Below are 22,103 nucleotides of genomic sequence, written 5' to 3' on the forward strand. Positions count from 1 at the left end.
AATTCATCTTTAACAAATTGCTCATCCAATTCTTTGTATGAAAGAACAGTTGGTTTCATCGCAGCGATATGCATAGAGATTTGCTTAGCAAGAGCATCGTCTCCACCGTCAATAACTGAGATAACTCCGATACGGCCACCGTTGTGTTGGTAAGCACCGAAGTGTTGAGCATCTGTCTTTTCAATCAAAGCAAAGCGACGGAAAGAGATTTTTTCTCCGATAGTTGCAGTTGCAGATACGTATGCAGCTTCAAGAGTTTCACCTGAAGGCATTGTCAAAGCAAGTGCTTCTTCGTTATTAGCAGGTTTTCCTTCAGCAATAACTTTAGCTGTAGTATTTACCAATTCAACGAATTGAGCGTTTTTCGCAACGAAGTCAGTTTCAGCGTTTACTTCAATAACTGCTGCAACATTACCGTTAACATAAACACCAGTCAAACCTTCTGCAGCAACACGGTCAGCTTTCTTAGCTGCCTTAGCCATACCTTTTTCGCGAAGCAATTCAATCGCTTTTTCGATATCACCTTCAACTTCTACCAATGCTTTCTTAGCGTCCATGACACCAGCACCAGATTTTTCACGCAACTCTTTTACAAGTTTAGCTGTAATTTCTGCCATTTTGATTCTCCTATATTTTTTAAAAATAGGAGAGCCGGGCTAAGCCCCGCCCTCCTAGGTAATTACTATTTATATGAATTAAGCGTTGTCGCCTTCTACAACTTCAACGATTTCTTCGATTGAATCTGCTTGAGCTTCTGAAGCTGCAAATTCTGCTTCAACTGCTGCTGCATCTTCACCTTGACGTCCTTCGATGATAGCGTCAGCCAATTTAGCTGTGATCAATTTAACAGCGCGGATAGCATCATCGTTAGCTGGGATGATTACATCGATATCATCTGGATCAGTGTTTGTGTCAACCATCGCTACAACTGGGATTCCCAATTTCTTAGCTTCTTTAACAGCGATTTGCTCTTTATGTGGGTCAACTACGTACATAACATCTGGGATACGAGGCATATCTTCGATACCACCCAAGAATTTTTCAAGACGTGCACGTTGTTTGTTAAGAAGTGCAACTTCTTTCTTAGGAAGAACTTCGAAAGTTCCATCTTCTTCCATACGTTTGATTTCTTTCAAACGAGCGATACGTTTTTGGATTGTTCCCCAGTTTGTAAGAGTTCCACCCAACCAACGGTGGTTGATGAAGTATTGACCTGAACGTACTGCTTCTTCAGCAACTGCATCAGCTGCTTGTTTCTTAGTACCAACAAACAATACAACTGCATCGTTAGCTGCTGCATCACGCATGAAGTCGTAAGCTTGGTCAGCGTATTTTACAGTTTGTTGCAAGTCGATAACGTGGATTCCGTTACGCTCAGTGAAGATGTACTTAGCCATCTTAGGGTTCCAGCGACGAGTTTGGTGACCAAAGTGAACACCAGCCTCAAGAAGTTGTTTCATTGAAATTACTGCCATGAGTAAATTCTCCTTTTTGTTTTTTTCCTCTTTTAGATTTCAGCTCACAGGACCACCCAAAGGCAACAGTCCCACAATTCATCTAAAATGAGTATTTTGCCATTTACACGGCACCCTCTATTATAACAAAAGCGCAGCTCTTTGACAAGGTGTTTGCCAGATTTTCTGCCACTAAGAATGAATTCTACTTCTCAGCTGAACATTTGTTCCTGAAGCGTTCAGAATGGTAGCGTCTAACATTTTCTGATTTGACTTTGAAAGACTCTTGACGAAAGCAAGTATTTACGATAGAATAATAAGAGCTGCGGCGGTATAGCCAAGTGGTAAGGCACGGCTCTGCAAAAGCTTGATCGTCGGTTCAAATCCGTCTACCGCCTTCATAAATATATTTCTAGAAGTCCCTCAAAGGGCTTTTTTATTGCATTTTCTATTGTTTCTAGCAAATTTTGCTGATATAATATTATAAAAACATCATTCATCATCAGCGAAAGGAAAAAAGATTGATTATGAAAAAAGTCAGCTTCTATACCCTTAGTCTCCTCTCTTTGCTAGCTCTCTCAGCCTGCATGCCTGCCAAGCAGACGCAGCAAAGAAAAAAGACACCTAGCTCCCTCAAAGCTTCGAAAAGTTCATCCTCTAAGGAAACATCCAGCAAATCATCTAGCAGTAGCTCTAGCACCTATGAAAGTAGTGATGAGGTATTTCAGAAACGTGCTAGCTTTGATCCAGATGATGCTTCTGCACTACAATACATACCAGATGCAGCTTCTATTCCTGAATTAGAGAAAATAAGAAATTTCCATATTTCCACTGGCTTTGTCATTCAGGTAAACGGAGAGGATATCAATGGTGACAAACCTAAAACGTCTTACGATGAAGTAACAGCAGCTCTAGGCCAACCTACATTCAGCACTGATGAGAATGACCCTGGCAACTCTGTCAACATCTGGCACACTGACAACGGAGACATTATGTGCTACTTTACCAATAATGTCCTGACGAATTTGAGTTTTAGCCTAAAAGACGCTCAGCCGGCCAAAAGCAGTTACTCTAGCATCACCACATCCGACACTCCCAAGACAGCTTTCGACAAGCTTGGTCGTCCGGAAATGATTATTCGTTCAGAGCGCGATACAACCTTTGTCTATAAAAATTCTAATGACGAACAGTTTAGTTTCTCTACTCAGAACAATCAAATCGTTGGGGTAATGTCTACCTATCAAATGAAACAAACCAAAGACATTATTGACTCTGTCATTAAGGATAAGTAATCTTACAATTGGCTCCAAAAACACAAAAATCCAAGACGTTTTCAGTCTTGGATTTTATTTTTGACAAGGATAGCGGCTTCGTCAATTAAAGCTCTGCAATCTGGCTGAGATTAACTTCAGCCACGGTGTCATTGCCAAACATGGAAATAATCATCTTAACCTTGTTATTATCAATCTCCGTAATCTTACCTGTATAGTCAGTGAAGGCACCATCTATGATACGAACGGTATCCCCAACCTTGACATCCAAGTCAAACTCCTGCACTGTTTGACCCATGGAGATGAGAATGTTGCGAATTTCTTCTTCCAAGAGTGGCGTTGGTTTAGAGCGGTTTCCGTGCGATCCGACAAATCCTGTTACATTCGGAGTATTCCGCACGACAAACCAAGCTTCGTCTGTCATTACCATTTCCACCAAGACATAACCAGGGAAGCGGTTTTCTTCGATTTCCTTGGTCTTGCCATTTTTCTCGACTTGCACGGTCTGAGTAGGGATTTCCACGCGCAAGATATTTTCAAGCATATTATAAGTCTGAGCGCGCTGCAAAAGATTTTCTTTTACCTTGTTTTCATAGCCTGAATAGGTCTGCAGTACAAACCAGCCTTTGTCAAAACTGTCCATGAGTTCATCCTTTCCTAAATAAAAAAGCCTGAGGGCTTCTGCTTCTTTCTAGCCCTATTATACCATAATTTCCTCAAATGCAAAGGAATTTAATAACTATTTTCCTGACAAATCAAAGTCTTTTAATCTGATTAAATTTTTTAGAAAATAAAAGAACGAGTAACTAGTGATATACGCCAAAGTCCCACCTACTCACAATAGGTGGGACTTTGAATAATATGGCTGCCGCAGGATTCTTCTCTATTTCTACTTCAGTGATTAAGAGAAAATATTCAGAATCTGGAAAAGACCGCTTGCCACTACTTTATCAAAGATATAGATGATCACTACAAAGAATGCAGTGTATTCCATGACAGAGATAAAATCTGTCCATCTCTCTTTTCGGGTAGGCCAAGTTGTATCTTTCAATAGTTTAAAAACATCTTTAAAGAATTTCACAACAATCTCCTATCTAGTTTCTTTATGCAGCGTATATTTACTGCAATGCTTACAAAATTTATTAACTTCTAAACGCGTTGGTTTTGGAGTGCTACTGAGCTTAACCGAGTAGTTCCTAGAACCGCAGACTGTACACGCTAGACTCGCTTTTTTTAATGCCATAACGCCTCCATCTTTCTTATTATAGCAGGATTCTATGCTTTTGACAAGCCGTTCAGCGCTTTTAAATCCTATTGAAACCAGCTGGTAACAGTATCCCAGAGATTCTTAGCTTTCTCAGGAATACCAGTGTCATCAATAGCTTTCTTGGCTTCATCCACTAGATTTTGAGCTCGATCCTGAACGTCCTGCAGGAAGTCTTTGTTTTCAGTTGTAGTACCCGTTTCCTCCGTACCATAGGTGTCCACAGGGGCAATACCGTTGGCAGCATAGGCATTCTTTTGCCCTTCAAAGGAAGTTCCTTCTGTATATGGCAGGATGCTATTGGCAACATTTCGGAAAACCGCCGAGGCTTCATTTGCGCTGGTCCCAGTCAGATAGTGGGTTTCGTCAGTTTTTGGAAAGCCTAGCCACTGGCTGATAACCACATCCGGCGTATAGCCAATAACCCATTGGTCACCAGATAGATCTGGGTTAAAGTCCGTTTCAGTCGTACCGGTCTTACCAGCCATAGTATAGCCATACGGAGCCGCATAGATACCTGTACCGTTCGAGAAAGTCCCCAGCATCATGCTGTTCATCTTGTCAGTTGTTGAGCTATTAAGGACCCGGGTAGAGGTTTGGCGATGGGTCTTGACGACCTGACCACTGGCATTTTCAATTTTTGTAATGAGATGGGCATCATTCATCACACCACCGTTGGCAAAGACTGAGTAGGCCTGAGCCATCTGCATTGGATTGGTTGTAACTCCGCTTCCTAGCGCTACTCCCAAGGTCTTATCAACCTTGTCCATATTCAAACCAAACTTTTTCCCATACTCAAAGGCCTTGTTAATACCTAGCTCGTCTACAGTTGAAACAGCTGGAATGTTCAGAGATTCTGCTAAGGCTTGATACATCGGAACTTTAGGGGAGCTTTGGATATTGCCGTAGTTGTTGATGGTATAGTCGCCAAAGGTGGTTCTGGTATTATCCAGCTCCTTATCTGTCGGCCAACCAGCAGCTACGGCCGGACTGTAAGCAACCAAAGGCTTGATTGTAGAACCCGGGCTACGAGAGGACTGGGTTGCATAGTTAAAGCTTCTGAAGGTCGAACCTTCTGCACTATTGACTCGTCCAACTAATGCCCGCACACCGCCAGTTTTTGGATCCAAAGCAACACTGCCTGATTCAGCCATAGTGCCATCTTCTGCTACCGGAAAGAGAGAGACATTGCTGTAAATAACCTGCATGCTGGCTTGGTAGTTCTGATCCAACTCAGTGTAAATGCGATAGCCATTATTAACAATCTCTTCTTCAGTCAAGCCGTAGTCATTGACCGCTTCATTGATAACCGCATCGAAATAGGACGGATAGCGATAGTCTTCTGACTTACCAGCATAAGCATCAACCAGCTGACCACCAATTCCTACAGCGGCAGCCTGATCGGCTGTTCCCTGATCAATAAAGCCTGCAGCAACCATATTTTGCAGCACCGTATCGCGGCGATTGGTCGCATTTTCAACCGAATACAGCGGATTATATATCTCTGGTCCCTTGAGCATACCAGCCAGAACAGCCGACTGGTCCAGACTAAGCTGGCTAGCCGAAACTCCGAAATATTTCTTAGAGGCATCTTCCACACCCCAGACACCATTTCCAAAATAGGAGTTATTGAGGTACATGGTCAGGATTTCCTGCTTGCTGTATTTCTTATTGATTTCCAGAGCCAGGAAAAATTCCTTGGCCTTCCGCTCGATAGTCTGGTCCTGAGACAGATAGGCATTCTTGGCCAACTGCTGGGTAATGGTAGAACCCCCACCCGAGCGACCGGCTGTCAGGATAGCTAGGATAAAACGACTGTAGTTAATCCCGCCATTCTCATAGAAAGTCCGGTCCTCTGTTGCGATAACAGCATTTTGCAAGTCTTGACTAATCTCAGTCAGCTCGACATAAGTTCCTTTCTGACCAGACAGGCTCCCTGCTTCATTGCCATCCTTATCAAAGATGAGCGTGGTAGCTTTAAGGGCATTCTGCAAATCCTTGACATTGGTCGTCTTAGCAACATAAAAGAGATAGCCACCGACCACCAGACCAAAGGTCAAGCCGAGAATAAGGAATATCTTGGTCAGATGAAACCTGCGCCAAAAACGACGGATAGGGTGCTGAGAGAGAGGTTTCTTCTTGGCCTTGCCCGAACGGCTGAGACCAGACTTGGCCTGCTCTTCTGTCAACTCTATCTCCTCTGCTGCTTCTTTTTGAGGTTTCTGTATAGTAAAATAATCTACTAATTTTTCAAACAAATCTTTTAAATTCTTCATAAACCTTATTTTATCACCTTATTTAGGTGCAGACAAGAAAGTACCCTATTTCCCATCTGATTTTTAGTTATTTTTAAGAAAAAGGGTATATTAAATAGCCTTTTAAAAGCCTCTGCAGCAAGTCTTATCCGACACTGCCTATTTTCAAAGTTATAGCTTTCTGCTACAATAAATGTATGAAATTCACACTCACTATCCCAGATGGACTGCCCGCCATGACAGTCAAAGAGCTGCTGGAAGAACAATTTCTCATTCCACGAAAAATCCGGCACTTTCTACGGACCAAGAAACATGTGTCCGTCAACAGCCTAGCTATCAACTGGCAGACTGTAGTCAAACCTGGAGATGATGTCTGCCTGATATTTGATGAAGAGGATTATCCTCAAAAGACAATCTTGCTTGGAAATGGCGAACTAGTAGAAGAGCTCTACCAAGACCAGCATCTCATCATCGTCAATAAACCTGAAGGCATGAAAACCCACGCTAATGAGCCAAGAGAGCTGGCTCTGCTCAATCATGTTTCCGCCTATGTCGGTGAAACCTGCTATGTCGTTCACCGGCTGGATAAAGAAACCAGTGGTGCCGTCCTCTTTGCCAAGAATCCCTTTGTCCTGCCCATCCTCAATCGGCTGCTGGAAAAGCGAGAAATCAGCCGCCAATATTGGGCTCTGGTCCAAGGCAAGTTCCCAAGCAAAAAGATTATCTATAAAGACAAGATTGGCCGCGACCGCCATGACCGCAGGAAACGGCTGGTTGACCCCCGGAAAGGACTCTACGCAGAAACTCATGTGACTCGGCTCAAGCAATTTGGGCTGGCTGCCTTGGTCAAATGCCAACTCAAGACTGGCCGCACCCATCAGATCCGTGTCCATCTGGCTCACCACGGACACCCTCTGGTCGGCGACCCACTCTATCATCCGCAACCCCAAGGGCGGCTTATGCTCCACGCCCATCGGCTGACTTTCACGCACCCTTTTACGCTAGAAAAAATCACCGTCGAAGCCCACTCTGACAGTTTTGAAAAAGTATTGAGCAGTCTAAATCCAAGATAGACCAAGAAAAGCAACAGAAGTTCTCTGTTGCTTTTGGTTTGGAGTGAATACGAGGATAAGCTCTGCTTGCTCACATCACCGAGCTGGAAGTGCACTGATAAGTCTGGGCCTGAGGGCTTTCTGAAAAGCTATGCTCAGCAAGTAAGATAGTAAGAAAATGATAAAAAAACCAAAACTGTAAATGGTATTCCGAGGCATTATCGACCTGAAAATTAAGATAATGAAGGGATGAATGATATAAATCATGGTGGCATATCTCTTGGCGATATTATTTAAAATCGGAATATCAATATCAGTCCCATTTCTGATTGCATAGAAGAAAATTGCACTGGATGAAAAAAGAGTGCTGGGATAGAGGTCGTACTCCGTCCCCATAAAATAGTACTCAAGTAAAATCAAACCCGCTATTCCTAAGCCAATAGTCCATTTTTTCACCGAAGACAAATCGTAACCCAAGATCCTTTCCCGATGCTTGGCAAACTGCATGCCCATGATGAAAAATGGGAGACCCATGAAGAGGAAATTGCGATAGTATAAGGTACCGCTAATATTGAATTCGATACAAAAGGCCAGAACCAACAAGAACAATGACACGCCCAAGCTAGTTAAGCGGTGGAAATGCTTATAAAAAATCAGATAAAGCGTGTAGATATAAGAAATCGCCAGCAAATACCAGGTCGGTGTAGCAGCCGAGCCAATCAAGTCTCTGGGACTGTTAAAGAGGAAAAAGTCCGCAAAATCAGGCAGGTCTATAGATGCCATCTTTTCTGTTAACTCTCTGGTCAGCAGCAAGTTGACAAAATGCACAATCGTGTAAAACAGGAGACTGGCAGCTGTCAAAAGGAGCATCTGCTTGAGACGATACTTGACCTTATCTCTGGAAATATTAAAGGAAAAATAGCCCGACAGCATCATGAAAAAGGGAACTGCAAAGCGAGCCACAATTTGATAAAAAACGCCAAATTGCCCCGGCAGCAGAAAGTGTAAGGAAACAATACTAAAGCAAGCTAGGGCCTTAAAAGCGTGCAAAGTTGTGTTTTCAGTTTTCATGCAGACATTATAGCATGTTTACTATTACAGCTCATCAAGACCAGATTACACGCCCATTAAAAAACATATCAATTGATGACAGTCTTTGAAAACTTTTGCATCCAACGAAACTTATATCTCTTCTATAAGAAAAACTCTTCTGCATTATTACAGAAGAGTTTTATTCACCTAGCTGATATTCTACATTAGCTTTCATAGCCATTAGGATTTGAACTTTGCCACCTCCAAGAATCTCGCATCATATCTTGAAGATTTTTCTCAGCTTTCCAGCCCAAAATATCATTTGCTTTACTTGCATCGGCATAGCAAGTCGCCACATCTCCAGGTCGTCTATCCTTGATAGTATAAGGAATTTTCACACTGTTGACTTTTTCAAAGGCTTTAACCATATCGAGCACACTATAACCAATTCCTGTACCAAGGTTGAAAACAGCGACTCCCTTGTTTTCTAAATTATGTTTCAAAGCTAAAACGTGACCCTTGGCTAAATCAACTACATGAATATAATCCCGTACTCCTGTACCGTCGTGCGTATCATAATCATTTCCAAAAACGCTAAGCTCTTTTAATTTACCGACCGCAACCTGAGTTATATAAGGCATGAGGTTATGAGGAATTCCATTTGGAGCCTCACCAATCAGACCAGACTCATGAGCACCAATTGGATTGAAGTAACGAAGATTGGTCACAGACCAATCTGAATGTGCAAGAGCAAGATCCGTCAAAATCTGCTCCATCATCAGCTTGGTGTAACCATATGGATTGGTCGCTGAAGTAGATAAATCTCCTGTCAAGGTTGAACAATGATTCATTCCATAGACCGTGGCACTGGAGCTAAAGATAATATGTTCTACCTTGTGCTCTTTCATAACTTCAAGAAGAGCAATACCAGCACTGACATTATTTTCGTAATATTTAAGTGGTTCCCGCACCGATTCTTCTACTGACTTATAGGCTGCTAAATGAATAACTGCATCAATGTGATTGTCTTCGAAAATCTGGTTCATCAGATCTTTATCAGAAATCGAACCCTTGTAAAACAGGATGTTCACACCAGTGATAGTTTCTAAGCGCTCTAGCACTTCTGGAGAGCTATTCGAAAAGTTATCCACGATAATAGCTTCATAGCCCGCTGCGACTAGTTCAACCACTGTATGACTTCCAATATACCCCGTTCCGCCTGTAACTAAAATTTTTTTCATAGGCCACCTCTTCTTGCTAATCCTCGAGTTCTCTTTAATTTTACTATTGCAACTAACAGATACTTCTCTTCTCAAAGTTGACTGCCAAATTCTGCACTGACTAAAAACACCAAAACCTAGTCCACTTTGCTACCCTACAGCTCTGCTGATGATTTTTGAAGTCTCTTCATGGTAGAATAACTTGCAAAATCATTTATATTCAGAGACATAAAGAACGGAATTATTTTAGCTAATTTCTTTTTATTCTAAAAAATACCATAATCTGCAATAAGTTACTGGAAAAATTGCCTTTCATTTCCACCATATACAATATATAGTTCAGCAAACTGATTGTAGCCAGAGTAACTTTATAAGTAACTTTGTATGCTAACACTACATTACAAACGTAAAACGCCCAGACAGGGCTTAGTATTTAGGTTGTTAAACTATTTATAATTTCTCAAACATCAACGAGCCCGCAATTGTTGGAGCAAACCTTTCAAACTTTGGTATTTGTAAATGCTGTAGGTCAGATAGACAAATCCGTAGGCTGCTGCAGCTAGATAAACTGATAAAAACCAATTCGAAGCAATAAATACAAGTGTCATTAGCAACTCAACCCAGATATCTTTGACGACCTCAATCTGCATCCTCTTGGCTAAGATTAGCTCTGCAAGTATACTCCTAGTCGCCAGCAACAGCACGATAGACAGAACTGTAGCATTCAGATTGCGCAGAAAAACTGCAAAAATCAAGGTAGTAGCAAAGCTTAAGAGCATGGCAATAACATTTACTTTAAAAATCTGCCTTTCCATTCGTAAGGCTTTTAAGTAGGTATTGATAAGCAGAGCCATTTTTCCCTCGTAGACAGACATAGGAAAGACTAGAGCCATAAATATCAAGGACTCTCTGTAAGCCGGCAGCCAGCTGTCCAAAGCTATTTTCAGGGGATAATACAGCAAAAGCACTCCAAACATAAGAACCATAAGGACATTCCGCAACTGATTGTAAATCTTAGGTAACTTGCTTTCGTCCGTCCGTTTCAAAATCGGAAAAATGACCAAACCAATAGCGTTGATAAAGGTCATAAGCAGATTGGAAATGCTCAGAGTCAAGGATACTTTCCCAAATGTAGCAATGTTCCATACCTTTTGAATCCCCATTCGAACCGTTCCTATAATGAGCATACTAGCTACATTTGATAGCATTAGATTGATACCGACAGCAATATTGCGAACCGTTTCCTGTATATCAAGCTTAAACTGATTGAGAGGTCGCAGGGCCATATCTCGGCACAGATACATGGCATAAAAAAGGGAAACAACTCTACCAATTAAATCTGCATAGACCATAATCTTGAAATCTCGAAAGCCCACGAAAATAAAGACCAGTAAAAGCAGTAAATAGAGGAGTCGATCTCCACTGACAACATAGGAACTCTCCTTTAGTCGATTAGTCATCTGCAGAACGTAAACAAAGAGAAAGCGCAGATTGGTGACCAACATAGTATAAACCAAAAGTATAAAAACAAACCGACTGCTCTCATCTCTAATAAAGGAAGAAATCCCTAAGAAAAATAAAATTCCAATCCCTGTCAGATAGATCAAAAGCATGAGAAACTGAGAGAAAAACTTCTCTTTATCCAGATCAGCATACTCCAGACCACCGTAGCGAAGATAGATTCCGTCCACCCAACCCAGATGAACAAAACCGGCATAAGATAAATAAAAAATATAGAGTTGCCAGTAGCCATACTCCTCTACACCCATAATCTTAGGCAAAATCAAGACAACCAGAGAAGAAACGATTACTGTCAGCAAATTGGACAAGACAACATAGGAAAAATTAGCTACTATTTTTTTAAATCCACCAGACAAATTTGCCCTCCTATTTCTTCCTATCTGACGCCATGCTCTCAATCAAACGTAAAAACATGGTTTCTAAATCAGTATGAGCTTGCCAGCCCAAACTTTCAAGCTTGTCGGTATTGAGACGAATCTTAACTGTCGGATTATATCCCAGTTTTTCCACATCTTCTGCCAAATCAAAGACCAACTTCGATTCATTGCTACCGCTTAGTTCAATAACCATTTCCGCCATCTCACGAATGGAAATAGCCGTCTCTTTATTGGCGACATTATATGCTTGACCTGCTTGGCCTTTCAGCAGAATGTAAAAAATGGCTTCAATGGCATCTTTGGTATAGCAGTAGTTCCGAACAGTTTCCCCTTTAGTCCGGAGAACAATATCTCTCTTTTCAAGGATAGCACACGCAAACTGCGCAAAAACTCTGTTGTCCTCATAGCTCACACCTGGGCCAAAGGTTTGTGACAAACGAGCCATTCTAACTGGCACCTGATACTGATGACAATAGCCTACACACAAGGACTCCGCCATGCGCTTGCTTTCCGAATAACTGCTACGGACACTGGTTGGATCCAAATAACCGTAATCTTTCTCGCTAATGCTGGAAACTTCCGGATTAGTCGTTCCATAGACTTCCAGAGAAGAGAGGTAAACCATACTGTGAACTTTCTTATTTTTAGCCAGCTCCAGCAGTTTTTTCGTTCCATTTACTGCTAGATCAATTGTCTCTACAGGATGCTCAACGAAAAAAGAGGAGTCCGTCGCACTGGCTCCATGGATAATATAATCCAAATCCTCCTCTATCTGCCAATCTGACAGCAAGTCAGCATACACTAGCTTCAGATTCTCACTATGTAAAAAATCTTGAAATAGATCTTCCGCTTTTTTCTGATTTCGTGCCAAGGCCACTACTCTGACATTAGCTTGGTACAAATCATTTAAAGCCATCAAAGCGGAAATACAGTGTCTGCCTATAAGTCCCGTTGCTCCGGTTACCAAGACTGTGACATTGCTCAGTTCTCTAAGAATAGGACTGACAGTAACTAGATCTTCCATATCCTTTTGTAAAATCGTATTATTTGCCATATCAACCAAAAATTTGTGCATTTTCACGCGCTTCGTAAATCGCTCTAAAAATATAGAAATCAGATGGAGTCGTAATTTTGATATTTTCGCTGCCCCCCATGACTGTATGCAGAGGGAGTCCAAAATAACGAGCTAGTGTCGCTGAATCTGTCATATCAAACTGATTCTCTGCCTGAGCTTTTAAATGCAGGGAGTGAATCTTCGAAAGCGCGAAGGTTTGAGGGGCGACAGCTGTCTGACAAGTAGAACGCTCAATAACCTGATTAATAACATCCGCCTCGTCGACCTGAATGACCGTTTCGATAACCGGCTTAACCGTAATAGCTGCCCCATACTTTTTGGCTGTTTCAATATTTTTAGAAATAATTCCCCCGTCAATCAAGGGGCGAACACCATCATGAATCAACACATAGTCGTCATCGTTCTTGTACTTTTTCCGTAAGACAGATAGACCATTAAAAATAGACATTTGTCCAGTCTCTCCACCAGGAACCACTTGACTGACTTTTTTAATATTAAACCTAGCTAATAAATCTCTGCAGTAGTCCAGCCAGCCATCTACACAGACAACCACAATATCCGATACTGCTGGATGGTCTTCAAAGTGCTCAATCGTATGAATAATAATAGGCTTACCGTGCAACTCTAAAAACTGCTTGGGCAAGGTCTTAGTATTCATGCGGCTGCCTGTGCCGCCTGCGAATATCAGAGCTGATGTCGTCATACCGATACTTTCCTTCCTCTCCTTGTAAATCGTACTCTACTCAGTAAATCAGCTGCCATATAAATCACAAAAGCATAGATAATCCGATTAATATGGGTTGTCAACAATGACAGCAATGTTTCCTGAAAGAATGAAATGACCAAAGGATACGCAAATAAAGCGAAAACAATAACCTTTAGCGGGGTGAAATAGCGTTTTTTGATAGAATAGTAGAAACTTCCATAAAAGAAGCCATATAAAAGCTGAAAGATAAGGACTGAGAAATAGCCAAAATCCTTGATAAAGTAGTAATAAATTGTGTAAACATTGGTTTTATCGTCGTTGAAATGAACAACAGGCAAGAAAGGTGTCAGCTCATGGCTAGACAGACCGAGGGATTTCAATGTTCCATAGATAGCAATAAGAGTATTTTCTCCAAAGACTTGATTATCGCTATAAAGAGTAGGATTTTTCAGATAATAGTCTAAAGCCTGAATGGGTGAACCCATATATTTAACCAAATTATCCAAAATTCCGAACTCTGCCCGACTATCCACTCGATTGAGAACAAAGGTTCCAACCGCCATAAATAAGACAAGGAATACAAAGCCAATTATCAGCAAAGAGCGAAAAAGCTTCACACCATACCTGCTGTCTTTCCACGAATAATACTTCGAGAAAAACAACATATACACAATCGCATAGCCAGCAACCAAGCCCAACAACTCCGTACGTCCAGTGGACAAGAGGGAAATACCTAAAGAAATCAGGCTAATCAGCAGTAATTTGCCTTTGTAAAAAATGCCATCTTTTCCTGAAAAAAGAGACTCGCAGAAAAAGTAGAAGAAAACAATTCCTAAGGAAAAGTTAACCCGCAACAAATTGAGGCTAAGACGACTAAGAGAGAAATCATAATTTGTAGTCATATGCCGAGCCAATTCAATGGTTTTAAACAATCCCCCAGGTACCTGCTTGCTCTGCGCCGCCAAGTAAAGCAAATCGGAATAAATAAACCTGACCGCATAAGCCAAAAACAAGAGAACTAAAATAATGAAAAGAGTACTCACCTTTATTTGACTAGGTTTGGCGTCCAACTTCCTTTCAGCAAACAAATTCGATGACAAGAGGACTCCCATTAAAAAAATGGCATTTCCAACAAAGATAACAGTGACCGTTATCAGAGAAAGTCCTTCTCCCCATTTGGATGAATAAAATGCAGTAAAAATGCTTGCTATCATCCATATTGCCAGATATATAAAAGCCGGGTTAGCATAGTCTCTTCCTACTGTTTTGATTGTCAAAAACAATAGGAAGAGGCCACCCAAAATTAGTAAAAAAACCATTATCTTCCTTCTATTAATTCAACCCAATTATCTCTCAGTCTGACATGACGTTCTGTCTGTTCTTTTTTTTCAGGCGGTGTCATGTAATCACCATAGCGATTAGTCAGATACTTGTCCGCATCATTAGGTCCATCGAACTCATAGCCTTCAAAGGAATACTTCTTAGCTGGATAGAAACTTTCATAGTCGATTGTCTCTCCCAAATAGCCTTTTACACCATAAGCAATTGTTATTTTTGAAGTCTTCTTATTAGACTGGATGAGTTTTTCCATCAACTTATACATATTAGCCGGCCCCATGATAAAAGAAGGGAAGCCTATCAGTCTTCTGATCCAAAGATTTTGTCTGAGTTCTTTGGATTCTTTAGCCATATAGGTCAGATGCGGAGTAAACTTCGTATAGCAACGTGAGCTATTGTGTGACAAATCCAAGGCTCTGAATAGAAGACCCTTGAGCTTGCGAAGCATGTTATTCTCTGGGACAAAGTCAATTGGCAGCATATCAAGATAAAGATGTTTCTTTTTACTGAAACCTTCTCCCAAAACATCATAGTAGGTCAGTGACTTGCTCTGCAGCTTTAGAACCTTAAAGACACTGTCTGTCGCATCCGCAGGAGAGATCAGCTCGAAGTCCTCGCTGTCCGCAAAGATTTCCTGCAGACGATTGTAGTCCTCTCGGAACATCACTAAGTCGATATCATCGTCCCAAGGGATATAGCCCCCATGTCGCAAAGAACCAATCAAGGTCCCTGCAACCATGTAGGAATGAATATGATGCCGACGACACTCTGCATCAAATTTTTTATACATTTGTAAATAGGCTTTTTGCAAAACCTTTAATTTATCATCCGTAATTTTCTGATACATGGGGCTGAAGCGTTCTCCCAAAGCCAACTCCCATTCAATCTTACTGGTTCCTCTCATTTTTCTTACCTCCCAAACTTTTTCAATAATCTCCTAGCGACTCCATTCAGTGAGTAGGTGTATACCAAATCACTGATGAAATCTTTTATTGTTCGATACTCCCTTATTTGAAACAGTAGGCCCAAAGCCCAAAATGGATTTCTAGACTGTAATAATTTCAATCTAAGATTGGTCAAGGTCAAAGCCCTAGTAACCTGGTGATGGTCCACCTCAGAAATCTGTCGCTCTTCTGCGATTTTTTTCACGGACTCATAGCGACTGATGACCTTCTGTAAATAGTTAATCCTAGATAACCTTGTTTTATTAAAACTGAGCGACGACGCAGACTGGGTTACATTCGCCTGATGAATGCGATGCTGATCTAGAAGCTGGTCCAAGCAAACAACTTTTCCATACAATGGAGCCAACATACCAAATAAAACATCATGATAGTCAAATCCAGGATAATCCGTATACTGCTGCTGAATATCAGCCAGTACCGACTTTCTAAAAGCTGTCTGATAACCTGACGGCCATTTTTTCAGAAGCCAAGCTAGATTTCTTTCTTGCCTGTCTCCTGAAACCTTGGGCTTCTTGATGACCTGACCATTTTGATCAATCAAGTAAGACTGGCCATACACCATAGCAGCACCTGTTTCTAACAGTACTTTCTGCAAGGCAGCTGTTTTATCAGGCAGCCATTTATCATCCTGATCAGCGAAAAAAACAATATCGTGCTCAGCCAAACTCGCTAATTTTATAAAAGTTTGATAATGGCCCAAATTTTCCTGATTTTCAATCAGCTGCCAATCCGTCAGTTGATGCTTGGTGATGTAATCCCTGATTAGCACCACTGTCTGATCTGTCGAACAGTCATCACAGATAATGACCTGATCAGGCTTCAGCTTTTGAGTGCGGATAGAGTCTAGTTGCTCCAAAATAAAATCCGCCCCATTATAGGTCGCCATCACGACAGAAATCATTTCTCCCTCCTTCCTAAACTTTTCATCCTATATCCTCCTAACTCCTAGCTTTCTCCCTGTCTAAGCTAGACTGCTCTGTCTGTGAAGAAAATTACTTTCTTCTAAGCAGATACTTATAAATAAACGCTTTTATCCAAATAGGCGTTCCCACAAAAGCACGAATCATCAACATATTTTGATAATATTGCCCTCGGTTCAACATACCATGTGACAGCAAAAAAGTATTGACTACTTTCCAGCTGGCAATCTGCTCTGTCTGGCTTCTTCTCGTATGCATGCCATTTCCGACGCGAGCATAAACCAAGACCCGATTAAGATTGGCGAAACGACAGCCCTGAGCAGCCATTCTCGCCCAAAGATAATAGTCTTCCACTAAAGGCAAGGGCTTGTAATTGCCTGCTTTTAAAACAGATGATTTCTTAAAAAATACTGTCATGTGACAGAAAGGATTTCTCCGCTGCAACCTTTTGATAATCTCTTCATGGGAAAGCGGCATTTGTTTCTCTGCCACTATTTGATCTGGTTCCGAATCAAATTCTATGATATTTCCACCCAGAACATCTAACTGCGGATGCTGCTCAATATAGTCCACTTGTTGCTGGAAACGGTCCGGTGTCGCAATGTCATCTGTATCCATTCTAGCAATCCAGTCATAAGAACAAGCCTCAACTCCCCGATGCAAAGCTTCTCCCAATCCGACATTTTCCTTTAAAGGTAGAACTTTCATCTCTGGAAATGTTTCCTTGAAATCTTGAATCGTCTGATAAAGCTCTTCTGTCAGCGGCCCATCCTCTACAAGGACAAGCTCATCTGGCTTGCGGCTCTGCTCTATAAGAACGCTATTTAGGCTCTTTCTTAAGAAATCTGGATTCTCCTTCTGATAGACAGACATCAATACCGAAAACTTCACTAACAATTCCCCCAATCATCCTAAACTAGTTTCCCTTCTCCGTCTTCTCAATAGACCTCCTAAAATCTGCCACCTGATAAGACTGAGGATAGCTAGACATCTCTTTTTCATAAGTTAAATCTGAAAACAGCTTATTTAGAGTCGAAACATAGCGGGACAGTCTTTTTAAAATCCAGTTAAATGCAGGCAGCAAGACTACTCTCTGGCCATGAGTCCTTTTTATTTCTCTGACTAGCTGAGAGGTGTTGACATAGTCCTGATTTTGAGGATAGAAAACACCACTGTCTTGATTCTGAACAATCAGTCTAATAAGCTCACAAAGATTGTCAATATAAATCATACTACGTTCATTCTGAACCAAAGGGAAAACTGGTAGTTTCTGAGCCAACTTTGACAGTCGCTTATAGTTTCCTTTAGCTTGATGACCATAAACCATAGGCGGCCGTAAAACTGCCAATTTGAAATCTTCGCTCTCCAATTCCGACAGAAGTTGCTCAGCAGCTAGTTTGCTTTTGCCATAAAAAGAATCAGGACGCTCTTGTGTGTCTTTTGTGATAACCCTGCCTCCCAAAACTTCGCCATAGACACTCATACTGCTCATAAAGATAAACTGTTTGACACCTTCGCGTTTAGCCTTTTGAGCCAATTCATAAGGTAGCTGAGTATTGACTTGATTATATACCGACTCCATCTCTTTTGATGGGTTGGAGATATGGACAATCGCCGCCAAATGCAAAATTACATCAAAAGACGAAAAATCTTTCTCCTTCCAGGTTTCTCCGCGGACGTCCAGCTCATCAACCTGAACATCCTCCCGTGAAGAAACATACCTCTTAAAGCTCCGGCCGATATAGCTACCCTCTCCCGTAATTAATATTCTTTTCATCAGCCTTTAATCTTTCTTTTCCATATTTCCCGTGCCGCCTTCGACAACACCTTCGCTCTTGGCCACACTCTTAATGGTGCCAAAGAAACAGCGGACATCCAATCCAAAAGATAGATGCTGGACATAGTAGCCGTCCAATTCAGCTTTCTTGGCAATCGGCAACTCATCTCGCCCGTGAATCTGGGCCCATCCTGTCAGACCTGGCAAAACATCATTTGCTCCATAGCGGTCTCGCTCTTCAATCAAATCATACTGATTCCAAAGAGCCGGTCTTGGGCCTATGATACTCATGTCACCGACAAAAATATTCCAAATCTGAGGCAACTCATCCAGAGATGTCTTCCTAAGAAACTTCCCAACCTTTGTAATCCATTGCTCAGGGTTTTCCAGCAAATGAGTTGGGGTATCCTTAGGGGTGTCAATTCGCATCGTTCTGAATTTCAAAATATAGAAGTGTTTCTTATGCAGACCGACCCGCTTCTGTTTGAACAAAACTGGTCCTTTTGAATCCAATTTAATAGCGAGTACTAGAAGCAGAAAAAATGGTGATAAGACAATCATTCCTAAGAATGACAAGACTATATCTAATGTTCGTTTAAAAAATTTATACATGATTATCCTAAAAACTTATTGCTGTGCAAACTTTACCAGGCTATCCTTGAGGTCATTTGCACCAAGAGTCAGAAGAGAGTCCACATAGGAATCCACCTCTATCTTAGGCAGCGACTGAACATTCCCTACAAAAATCTTTTCATAGACTTGATCATTGACCTTTTCCTTGGCAGACAAGAGCTCTTCATAAAGCTTTTCGCCCGGTCGAATGCCTGCTTCCTGAATCTGAATCTCCTCTTCAGTATGGCCACTGAGCGTGATCATCTTTTTAGCTAGGTCCAATATTTTCACAGGCTCGCCCATATCCAAGACAAAAACCTCTCCCCCTTGCATCAAGGCTCCAGCCTGAATCACCAAGCGGCTGGCTTCTGGTATGGTCATGAAATAACGTGTCATTCGAAAGTCCGTCACGGTGATAGGACCTCCCTTGGCAATCTGCTCCTTGAACAAAGGAACAACACTACCTCGGCTGCCCAAAACATTCCCAAAGCGGACGGCTGAGAAAAGAGTCTTTCCTTCTTCATTTAAACTGGTCACGACCATTTCTGCCACACGCTTAGTTGCCCCCATAACATTAGGCGGGTTGACTGCCTTATCTGTAGAAATCATGACAAATTTCGCGACACCAGCTGCCTTTGCTGCTTCTGCTACGTTTCGTGTACCATAGATATTGTTTTTGACCGCTTCTGTCGGATTGTACTCCATCAAAGGAACATGCTTGTGAGCCGCTGCATGATACACTCGATCAGGTCGATAGGTTTCCATAATATGGAAAATCCTCTCTCTATCTTGAATATCTGCAATGATTGGAATCAACTCAATATCATCTTTATAACGGCTTGACAGCTCCTTGTGAATCAAATAAATCGAATTTTCTCCATGACCTAGAAGCAGGAGCCTAGCTGGGCAGAATTGAGCAATCTGACGGCAAAGTTCCGAGCCGATTGACCCACCGGCCCCCGTAACAAGAACTGTCTTGCATTTAATATTGGACTTCAAACTTTGCTGATCCAGCTTAACTTCTTTACGCCCTAACAGATCTGCAATATCAATTTCCTGAAGTTTGCTGACAGATAGTTTCCCCGTAATCACCTGTTCATACTTAGGCATAGCATTGACCTTGACCTCCGTCTGTTGGCAGTACTCTACGATTCGCTCGTAGTCATCCGGAGCCAACGAAGGAATGGCAATGACAATTTGTTCGACTTCATAATTCCCTACAATTTCAGGTATCTGCTCAGTTGTTCCTACAACTTTTACTCCATGAAGATACGTATTTTGCTTATTCTTATCGTCATCTACAATCGCGACTATCTTTAAATCTTTTGATTTTTGCTGGGCTGTCTTGATAAAGAGACTAGCACCATCCCCTGAACCAACAACAAGGGTCTTCGTCCCATCTACTTTCTTACCCAGTAAGGCTGAAGGGTGCTGCACAAATTCATGAATCTCCCGCCAAGTCAGCCTTGAAGCAATAACCAACAAAAACGATAGCAGCATAGAAAGGACAATATATCTACTGTTTGTGGATTCATAAAAGATTTTCTCTACAATGTATACAATCGAGTAAGCTCCCAAAATTGAGCCCCCCACTCGAAACATTGTTTTGTAATCTGTATACCTTGTAATGGTAGAAAAGACATTCGACAGTGTTGCAAATGTCAAATACAGTACAATAATCCCCATTAAAATAGAGATAAAAGACAAATCCGTTATCCCGACATATTTTGCTAAGAAGAATTTTGAAATCCCCTGACTTATACTGAGCAAAATAATATCAACAATAATTAAGATGACTCTTTTTCTCGCTCTTGTCATGTTCCTAATCTCCCAATTATCCTAAAACTCTTTATTCCCTATTTCCCATAATTGCCATAGCTGCCGTATCCTCCATAAGTTCCGTAGGCACCATAGCGTTCCAAATCAATGTTATATTTATTGAGGACAACACCCAAAAAAGGAGTTCCCGTTTGTTCCAACTGCTCTTTAGCTTTCATGACTGCTTTTCGTTTGATATGTCCTGCTTGTGTCACCAAGAAGCTAGCATCGCATTTCTGAGCGATGATGGCCGCATCAATGACCAGACCAATCGGTGAAGTATCTACGATGATATAGTCATAGCGGACACGCAGGTCAGTCAAAAGCGCTTCAAACTGCTTGCTTTGCAAAAGCCCAGTCGGATTAGGTGATACTGGACCAGATAAGATCACATCTAGGTTGTCCAGATCTGTATCGTTGATGACTTCATGCAGGGCAGCCTGTCCTGACAGATAGTCCGTCAGTCCTGATACTTTTCTCTGACTGCTAAACACACCGGACATGACTGAGTTGCGGATATCCGCATCGATCATCAAGGTCTTATGACCAGCTCTGGCAAAGGCGGCCGCGAGATTCACTGAGGTTGTAGACTTTCCTTCATTTGCCGTCACCGAGCTTATTTCGACCATCTTGATATTGGCGCCGCTCAGCTGTACATTAGTACTTAGAGCATTGTAGTATTCCTCGGTTAGTTTGACAAGGTTCCTTTTTTTCCTAACTAATTCTAAGGTTGCCATTTTCTCTCCCTTACATTCTGTTCATATCTGGGATAACGCCCAATAGCGTCAAGCCCATGACTTCTTCAATGTCCTCTGGCTTCTTCACCCGATCATCCAAGATTTCTACCGCGATGATAAAGATCGACATCAGGACGCTGCCCCCTAAAAATCCTAAGATAACATTACGCCGAATATTTGGTGAAGAAGGCTCTGCTGGGACTGTTGCTTCTTCCAAAGTTGTCACATCAGAAACTTTTGTCACCTCGATAATTTTCTCAGCAGCAATATTACGGAAGGCATTGGCAATGCGAGCCGCTTCCTCTGGGTTGTCATCTTTAACCGTAATCGAAACGATACGAGTATCCGCCGGAACGGAAACGGTGATGTGACGCGTCAGCTCTCTTGGTGACGTTTGCAGTTTCAACTCACTAATTGCCTGTGACAGAACCGCCTGTGACAGAATGATTTCCTTAAAGTCCTTAACGAGGTAAGCCCCCGCCTGCAGGTCCTGATTGGTCAAAGCTGCCTGTGTTTCATTCTGACGGCTGACCACATAGATGCGCGTGGTACTCTGATACATTTTCTTAGCAATAAAGACGCTGTACCCAAAAGCCAGCAAAGAAAAGAGCACAGCTCCCAATACGATAGTAAATTTCTTCAACCATAAGGCTCTCAGCAAGGACAGAATATCGATTTCTACGATTTGCTTTTCTTGTTTTTCCATTTT

At 41.7% G+C, this 22,103-nt stretch carries 22 protein-coding genes and 1 tRNA gene; 3 read left to right on the forward strand and 20 right to left on the reverse strand.

Annotated features, from left to right (window positions below):
• The coding region (tsf, locus tag RWS24_RS08115; RefSeq protein ID WP_314366620.1) for a translation elongation factor Ts at window positions 1–617 on the reverse strand (617 nt) is incomplete at its 3' end.
• 78 nt (window positions 618–695) lie between these two features.
• Window positions 696–1,475, reverse strand: a complete 780-nt coding sequence (gene rpsB, locus RWS24_RS08120) for a 30S ribosomal protein S2 (RefSeq protein WP_000268459.1) — start codon at window positions 1,473–1,475, stop codon at window positions 696–698.
• Between the two features lie 306 nt (window positions 1,476–1,781).
• On the opposite strand from rpsB, the gene RWS24_RS08125 reads away from it, so the two are divergent.
• A tRNA-Cys gene (locus RWS24_RS08125) sits at window positions 1,782–1,852 on the forward strand.
• 129 nt (window positions 1,853–1,981) lie between these two features.
• A complete protein-coding gene (locus tag RWS24_RS08130) occupies window positions 1,982–2,746 on the forward strand; it encodes a hypothetical protein (RefSeq protein ID WP_314366660.1) in 765 nt (254 codons plus the stop codon).
• An 85-nt stretch (window positions 2,747–2,831) separates the two neighbouring features.
• Here RWS24_RS08130 and nusG read toward each other — a convergent pair whose 3' ends face one another.
• The 4 genes from nusG to pbp2a form a co-directional block, all read right to left on the reverse strand.
• Window positions 2,832–3,368, reverse strand: coding sequence for a transcription termination/antitermination protein NusG (gene nusG, locus RWS24_RS08135; RefSeq protein WP_002894018.1), 537 nt, complete (start codon window positions 3,366–3,368; stop codon window positions 2,832–2,834).
• Window positions 3,369–3,626: 258 nt separating this feature from the next.
• The gene (gene secE, locus RWS24_RS08140; protein WP_002894022.1) at window positions 3,627–3,806 is read right to left on the reverse strand and encodes a preprotein translocase subunit SecE; all 180 of its coding nucleotides are present in this window, start codon (window positions 3,804–3,806) and stop codon (window positions 3,627–3,629) included.
• 9 nt (window positions 3,807–3,815) lie between these two features.
• Window positions 3,816–3,968 (reverse strand): 50S ribosomal protein L33, encoded by a 153-nt coding sequence (gene rpmG / locus RWS24_RS08145; RefSeq protein WP_002894024.1) that lies wholly within the window; start codon window positions 3,966–3,968, stop codon window positions 3,816–3,818.
• Window positions 3,969–4,036: 68 nt separating this feature from the next.
• Window positions 4,037–6,265, reverse strand: coding sequence for a penicillin-binding protein PBP2A (gene pbp2a / locus RWS24_RS08150; RefSeq protein WP_314366624.1), 2,229 nt, complete (start codon window positions 6,263–6,265; stop codon window positions 4,037–4,039).
• Between the two features lie 176 nt (window positions 6,266–6,441).
• Here pbp2a and RWS24_RS08155 point away from each other — a divergent pair, with 176 nt between their 5' ends.
• On the forward strand, window positions 6,442–7,317 hold the full coding sequence (locus RWS24_RS08155; protein WP_314366626.1) for an RluA family pseudouridine synthase: 876 nt from the start codon (window positions 6,442–6,444) through the stop codon (window positions 7,315–7,317).
• Window positions 7,318–7,392: 75 nt separating this feature from the next.
• On the opposite strand, the gene RWS24_RS08160 is transcribed toward RWS24_RS08155, so the two are convergent.
• The 14 genes from RWS24_RS08160 to RWS24_RS08225 form a co-directional block, all read right to left on the reverse strand.
• On the reverse strand, window positions 7,393–8,367 hold the full coding sequence (locus RWS24_RS08160; protein ID WP_314366629.1) for an acyltransferase: 975 nt from the start codon (window positions 8,365–8,367) through the stop codon (window positions 7,393–7,395).
• A 185-nt stretch (window positions 8,368–8,552) separates the two neighbouring features.
• Window positions 8,553–9,569, reverse strand: coding sequence for a UDP-glucose 4-epimerase GalE (galE, locus tag RWS24_RS08165; protein WP_314366631.1), 1,017 nt, complete (start codon window positions 9,567–9,569; stop codon window positions 8,553–8,555).
• 446 nt (window positions 9,570–10,015) lie between these two features.
• Entirely contained in the window at window positions 10,016–11,425 is a 1,410-nt protein-coding gene (locus RWS24_RS08170) for a hypothetical protein (protein WP_314366633.1), read from the reverse strand.
• Window positions 11,426–11,435: 10 nt separating this feature from the next.
• Window positions 11,436–12,521 (reverse strand): NAD-dependent epimerase/dehydratase family protein, encoded by a 1,086-nt coding sequence (locus RWS24_RS08175; RefSeq protein ID WP_314366635.1) that lies wholly within the window; start codon window positions 12,519–12,521, stop codon window positions 11,436–11,438.
• On the reverse strand, window positions 12,502–13,224 hold the full coding sequence (gene ispD, locus RWS24_RS08180) for a 2-C-methyl-D-erythritol 4-phosphate cytidylyltransferase (RefSeq protein ID WP_314366636.1): 723 nt from the start codon (window positions 13,222–13,224) through the stop codon (window positions 12,502–12,504). Before ispD ends, RWS24_RS08175 begins: the two co-directional genes overlap by 20 nt.
• Window positions 13,221–14,546, reverse strand: a complete 1,326-nt coding sequence (locus RWS24_RS08185; protein ID WP_314366638.1) for an O-antigen polymerase — start codon at window positions 14,544–14,546, stop codon at window positions 13,221–13,223. Before RWS24_RS08185 ends, ispD begins: the two co-directional genes overlap by 4 nt.
• Entirely contained in the window at window positions 14,546–15,469 is a 924-nt protein-coding gene (locus RWS24_RS08190; RefSeq protein ID WP_002920400.1) for a phosphorylcholine transferase LicD, read from the reverse strand. Before RWS24_RS08190 ends, RWS24_RS08185 begins: the two co-directional genes overlap by 1 nt.
• 5 nt (window positions 15,470–15,474) lie before the next feature.
• Window positions 15,475–16,431: a glycosyltransferase family 2 protein gene (locus tag RWS24_RS08195; RefSeq protein WP_314366641.1), complete on the reverse strand. Its 957-nt coding sequence runs from the start codon at window positions 16,429–16,431 to the stop codon at window positions 15,475–15,477.
• Between the two features lie 91 nt (window positions 16,432–16,522).
• A complete protein-coding gene (locus tag RWS24_RS08200) occupies window positions 16,523–17,356 on the reverse strand; it encodes a glycosyltransferase (protein ID WP_314366643.1) in 834 nt (277 codons plus the stop codon).
• 10 nt (window positions 17,357–17,366) lie between these two features.
• The gene (locus tag RWS24_RS08205; protein ID WP_314366645.1) at window positions 17,367–18,227 is read right to left on the reverse strand and encodes an NAD-dependent epimerase/dehydratase family protein; all 861 of its coding nucleotides are present in this window, start codon (window positions 18,225–18,227) and stop codon (window positions 17,367–17,369) included.
• Between the two features lie 6 nt (window positions 18,228–18,233).
• Window positions 18,234–18,839 (reverse strand): sugar transferase, encoded by a 606-nt coding sequence (locus tag RWS24_RS08210; protein WP_002908523.1) that lies wholly within the window; start codon window positions 18,837–18,839, stop codon window positions 18,234–18,236.
• A gap of 15 nt (window positions 18,840–18,854) precedes the next feature.
• A complete protein-coding gene (locus RWS24_RS08215) occupies window positions 18,855–20,657 on the reverse strand; it encodes a nucleoside-diphosphate sugar epimerase/dehydratase (RefSeq protein ID WP_125330740.1) in 1,803 nt (600 codons plus the stop codon).
• Window positions 20,658–20,695: 38 nt separating this feature from the next.
• Window positions 20,696–21,394 carry a polysaccharide biosynthesis tyrosine autokinase gene (locus RWS24_RS08220; protein WP_002905547.1) on the reverse strand — a complete coding sequence of 233 codons (699 nt, stop codon included), beginning with the start codon at window positions 21,392–21,394 and terminating at the stop codon, window positions 20,696–20,698.
• A gap of 10 nt (window positions 21,395–21,404) precedes the next feature.
• Window positions 21,405–22,100 carry a Wzz/FepE/Etk N-terminal domain-containing protein gene (locus RWS24_RS08225; RefSeq protein WP_268687720.1) on the reverse strand — a complete coding sequence of 232 codons (696 nt, stop codon included), beginning with the start codon at window positions 22,098–22,100 and terminating at the stop codon, window positions 21,405–21,407.
• Window positions 22,101–22,103 lie beyond the last annotated feature (3 nt).

The sequence above is a fragment of the uncultured Streptococcus sp. genome, from assembly GCF_963528215.1.
Classification (GTDB): Bacteria; Bacillota; Bacilli; order Lactobacillales; family Streptococcaceae; genus Streptococcus.

Coding starts and splice junctions, on each gene's coding strand:
- RWS24_RS08215 (WP_125330740.1), bottom strand. CDS start 20,657: ATGACAAGAGCGAGAAAAAGAGTCATCTTAATTATTGTTGATATTATT.
- ispD (WP_314366636.1), bottom strand. CDS start 13,224: ATGACGACATCAGCTCTGATATTCGCAGGCGGCACAGGCAGCCGCATG.
- nusG (WP_002894018.1), bottom strand. CDS start 3,368: ATGGACAGTTTTGACAAAGGCTGGTTTGTACTGCAGACCTATTCAGGC.
- rpmG (WP_002894024.1), bottom strand. CDS start 3,968: ATGGCATTAAAAAAAGCGAGTCTAGCGTGTACAGTCTGCGGTTCTAGG.
- pbp2a (WP_314366624.1), bottom strand. CDS start 6,265: ATGAAGAATTTAAAAGATTTGTTTGAAAAATTAGTAGATTATTTTACT.
- rpsB (WP_000268459.1), bottom strand. CDS start 1,475: ATGGCAGTAATTTCAATGAAACAACTTCTTGAGGCTGGTGTTCACTTT.
- galE (WP_314366631.1), bottom strand. CDS start 9,569: ATGAAAAAAATTTTAGTTACAGGCGGAACGGGGTATATTGGAAGTCAT.
- RWS24_RS08205 (WP_314366645.1), bottom strand. CDS start 18,227: ATGAAAAGAATATTAATTACGGGAGAGGGTAGCTATATCGGCCGGAGC.
- RWS24_RS08155 (WP_314366626.1), top strand. CDS start 6,442: ATGAAATTCACACTCACTATCCCAGATGGACTGCCCGCCATGACAGTC.
- RWS24_RS08190 (WP_002920400.1), bottom strand. CDS start 15,469: ATGAGAGGAACCAGTAAGATTGAATGGGAGTTGGCTTTGGGAGAACGC.
- RWS24_RS08160 (WP_314366629.1), bottom strand. CDS start 8,367: ATGAAAACTGAAAACACAACTTTGCACGCTTTTAAGGCCCTAGCTTGC.
- RWS24_RS08195 (WP_314366641.1), bottom strand. CDS start 16,431: ATGATTTCTGTCGTGATGGCGACCTATAATGGGGCGGATTTTATTTTG.
- RWS24_RS08130 (WP_314366660.1), top strand. CDS start 1,982: ATGAAAAAAGTCAGCTTCTATACCCTTAGTCTCCTCTCTTTGCTAGCT.
- RWS24_RS08210 (WP_002908523.1), bottom strand. CDS start 18,839: ATGTATAAATTTTTTAAACGAACATTAGATATAGTCTTGTCATTCTTA.
- RWS24_RS08225 (WP_268687720.1), bottom strand. CDS start 22,100: ATGGAAAAACAAGAAAAGCAAATCGTAGAAATCGATATTCTGTCCTTG.
- RWS24_RS08175 (WP_314366635.1), bottom strand. CDS start 12,521: ATGCACAAATTTTTGGTTGATATGGCAAATAATACGATTTTACAAAAG.
- RWS24_RS08220 (WP_002905547.1), bottom strand. CDS start 21,394: ATGGCAACCTTAGAATTAGTTAGGAAAAAAAGGAACCTTGTCAAACTA.
- RWS24_RS08185 (WP_314366638.1), bottom strand. CDS start 14,546: ATGGTTTTTTTACTAATTTTGGGTGGCCTCTTCCTATTGTTTTTGACA.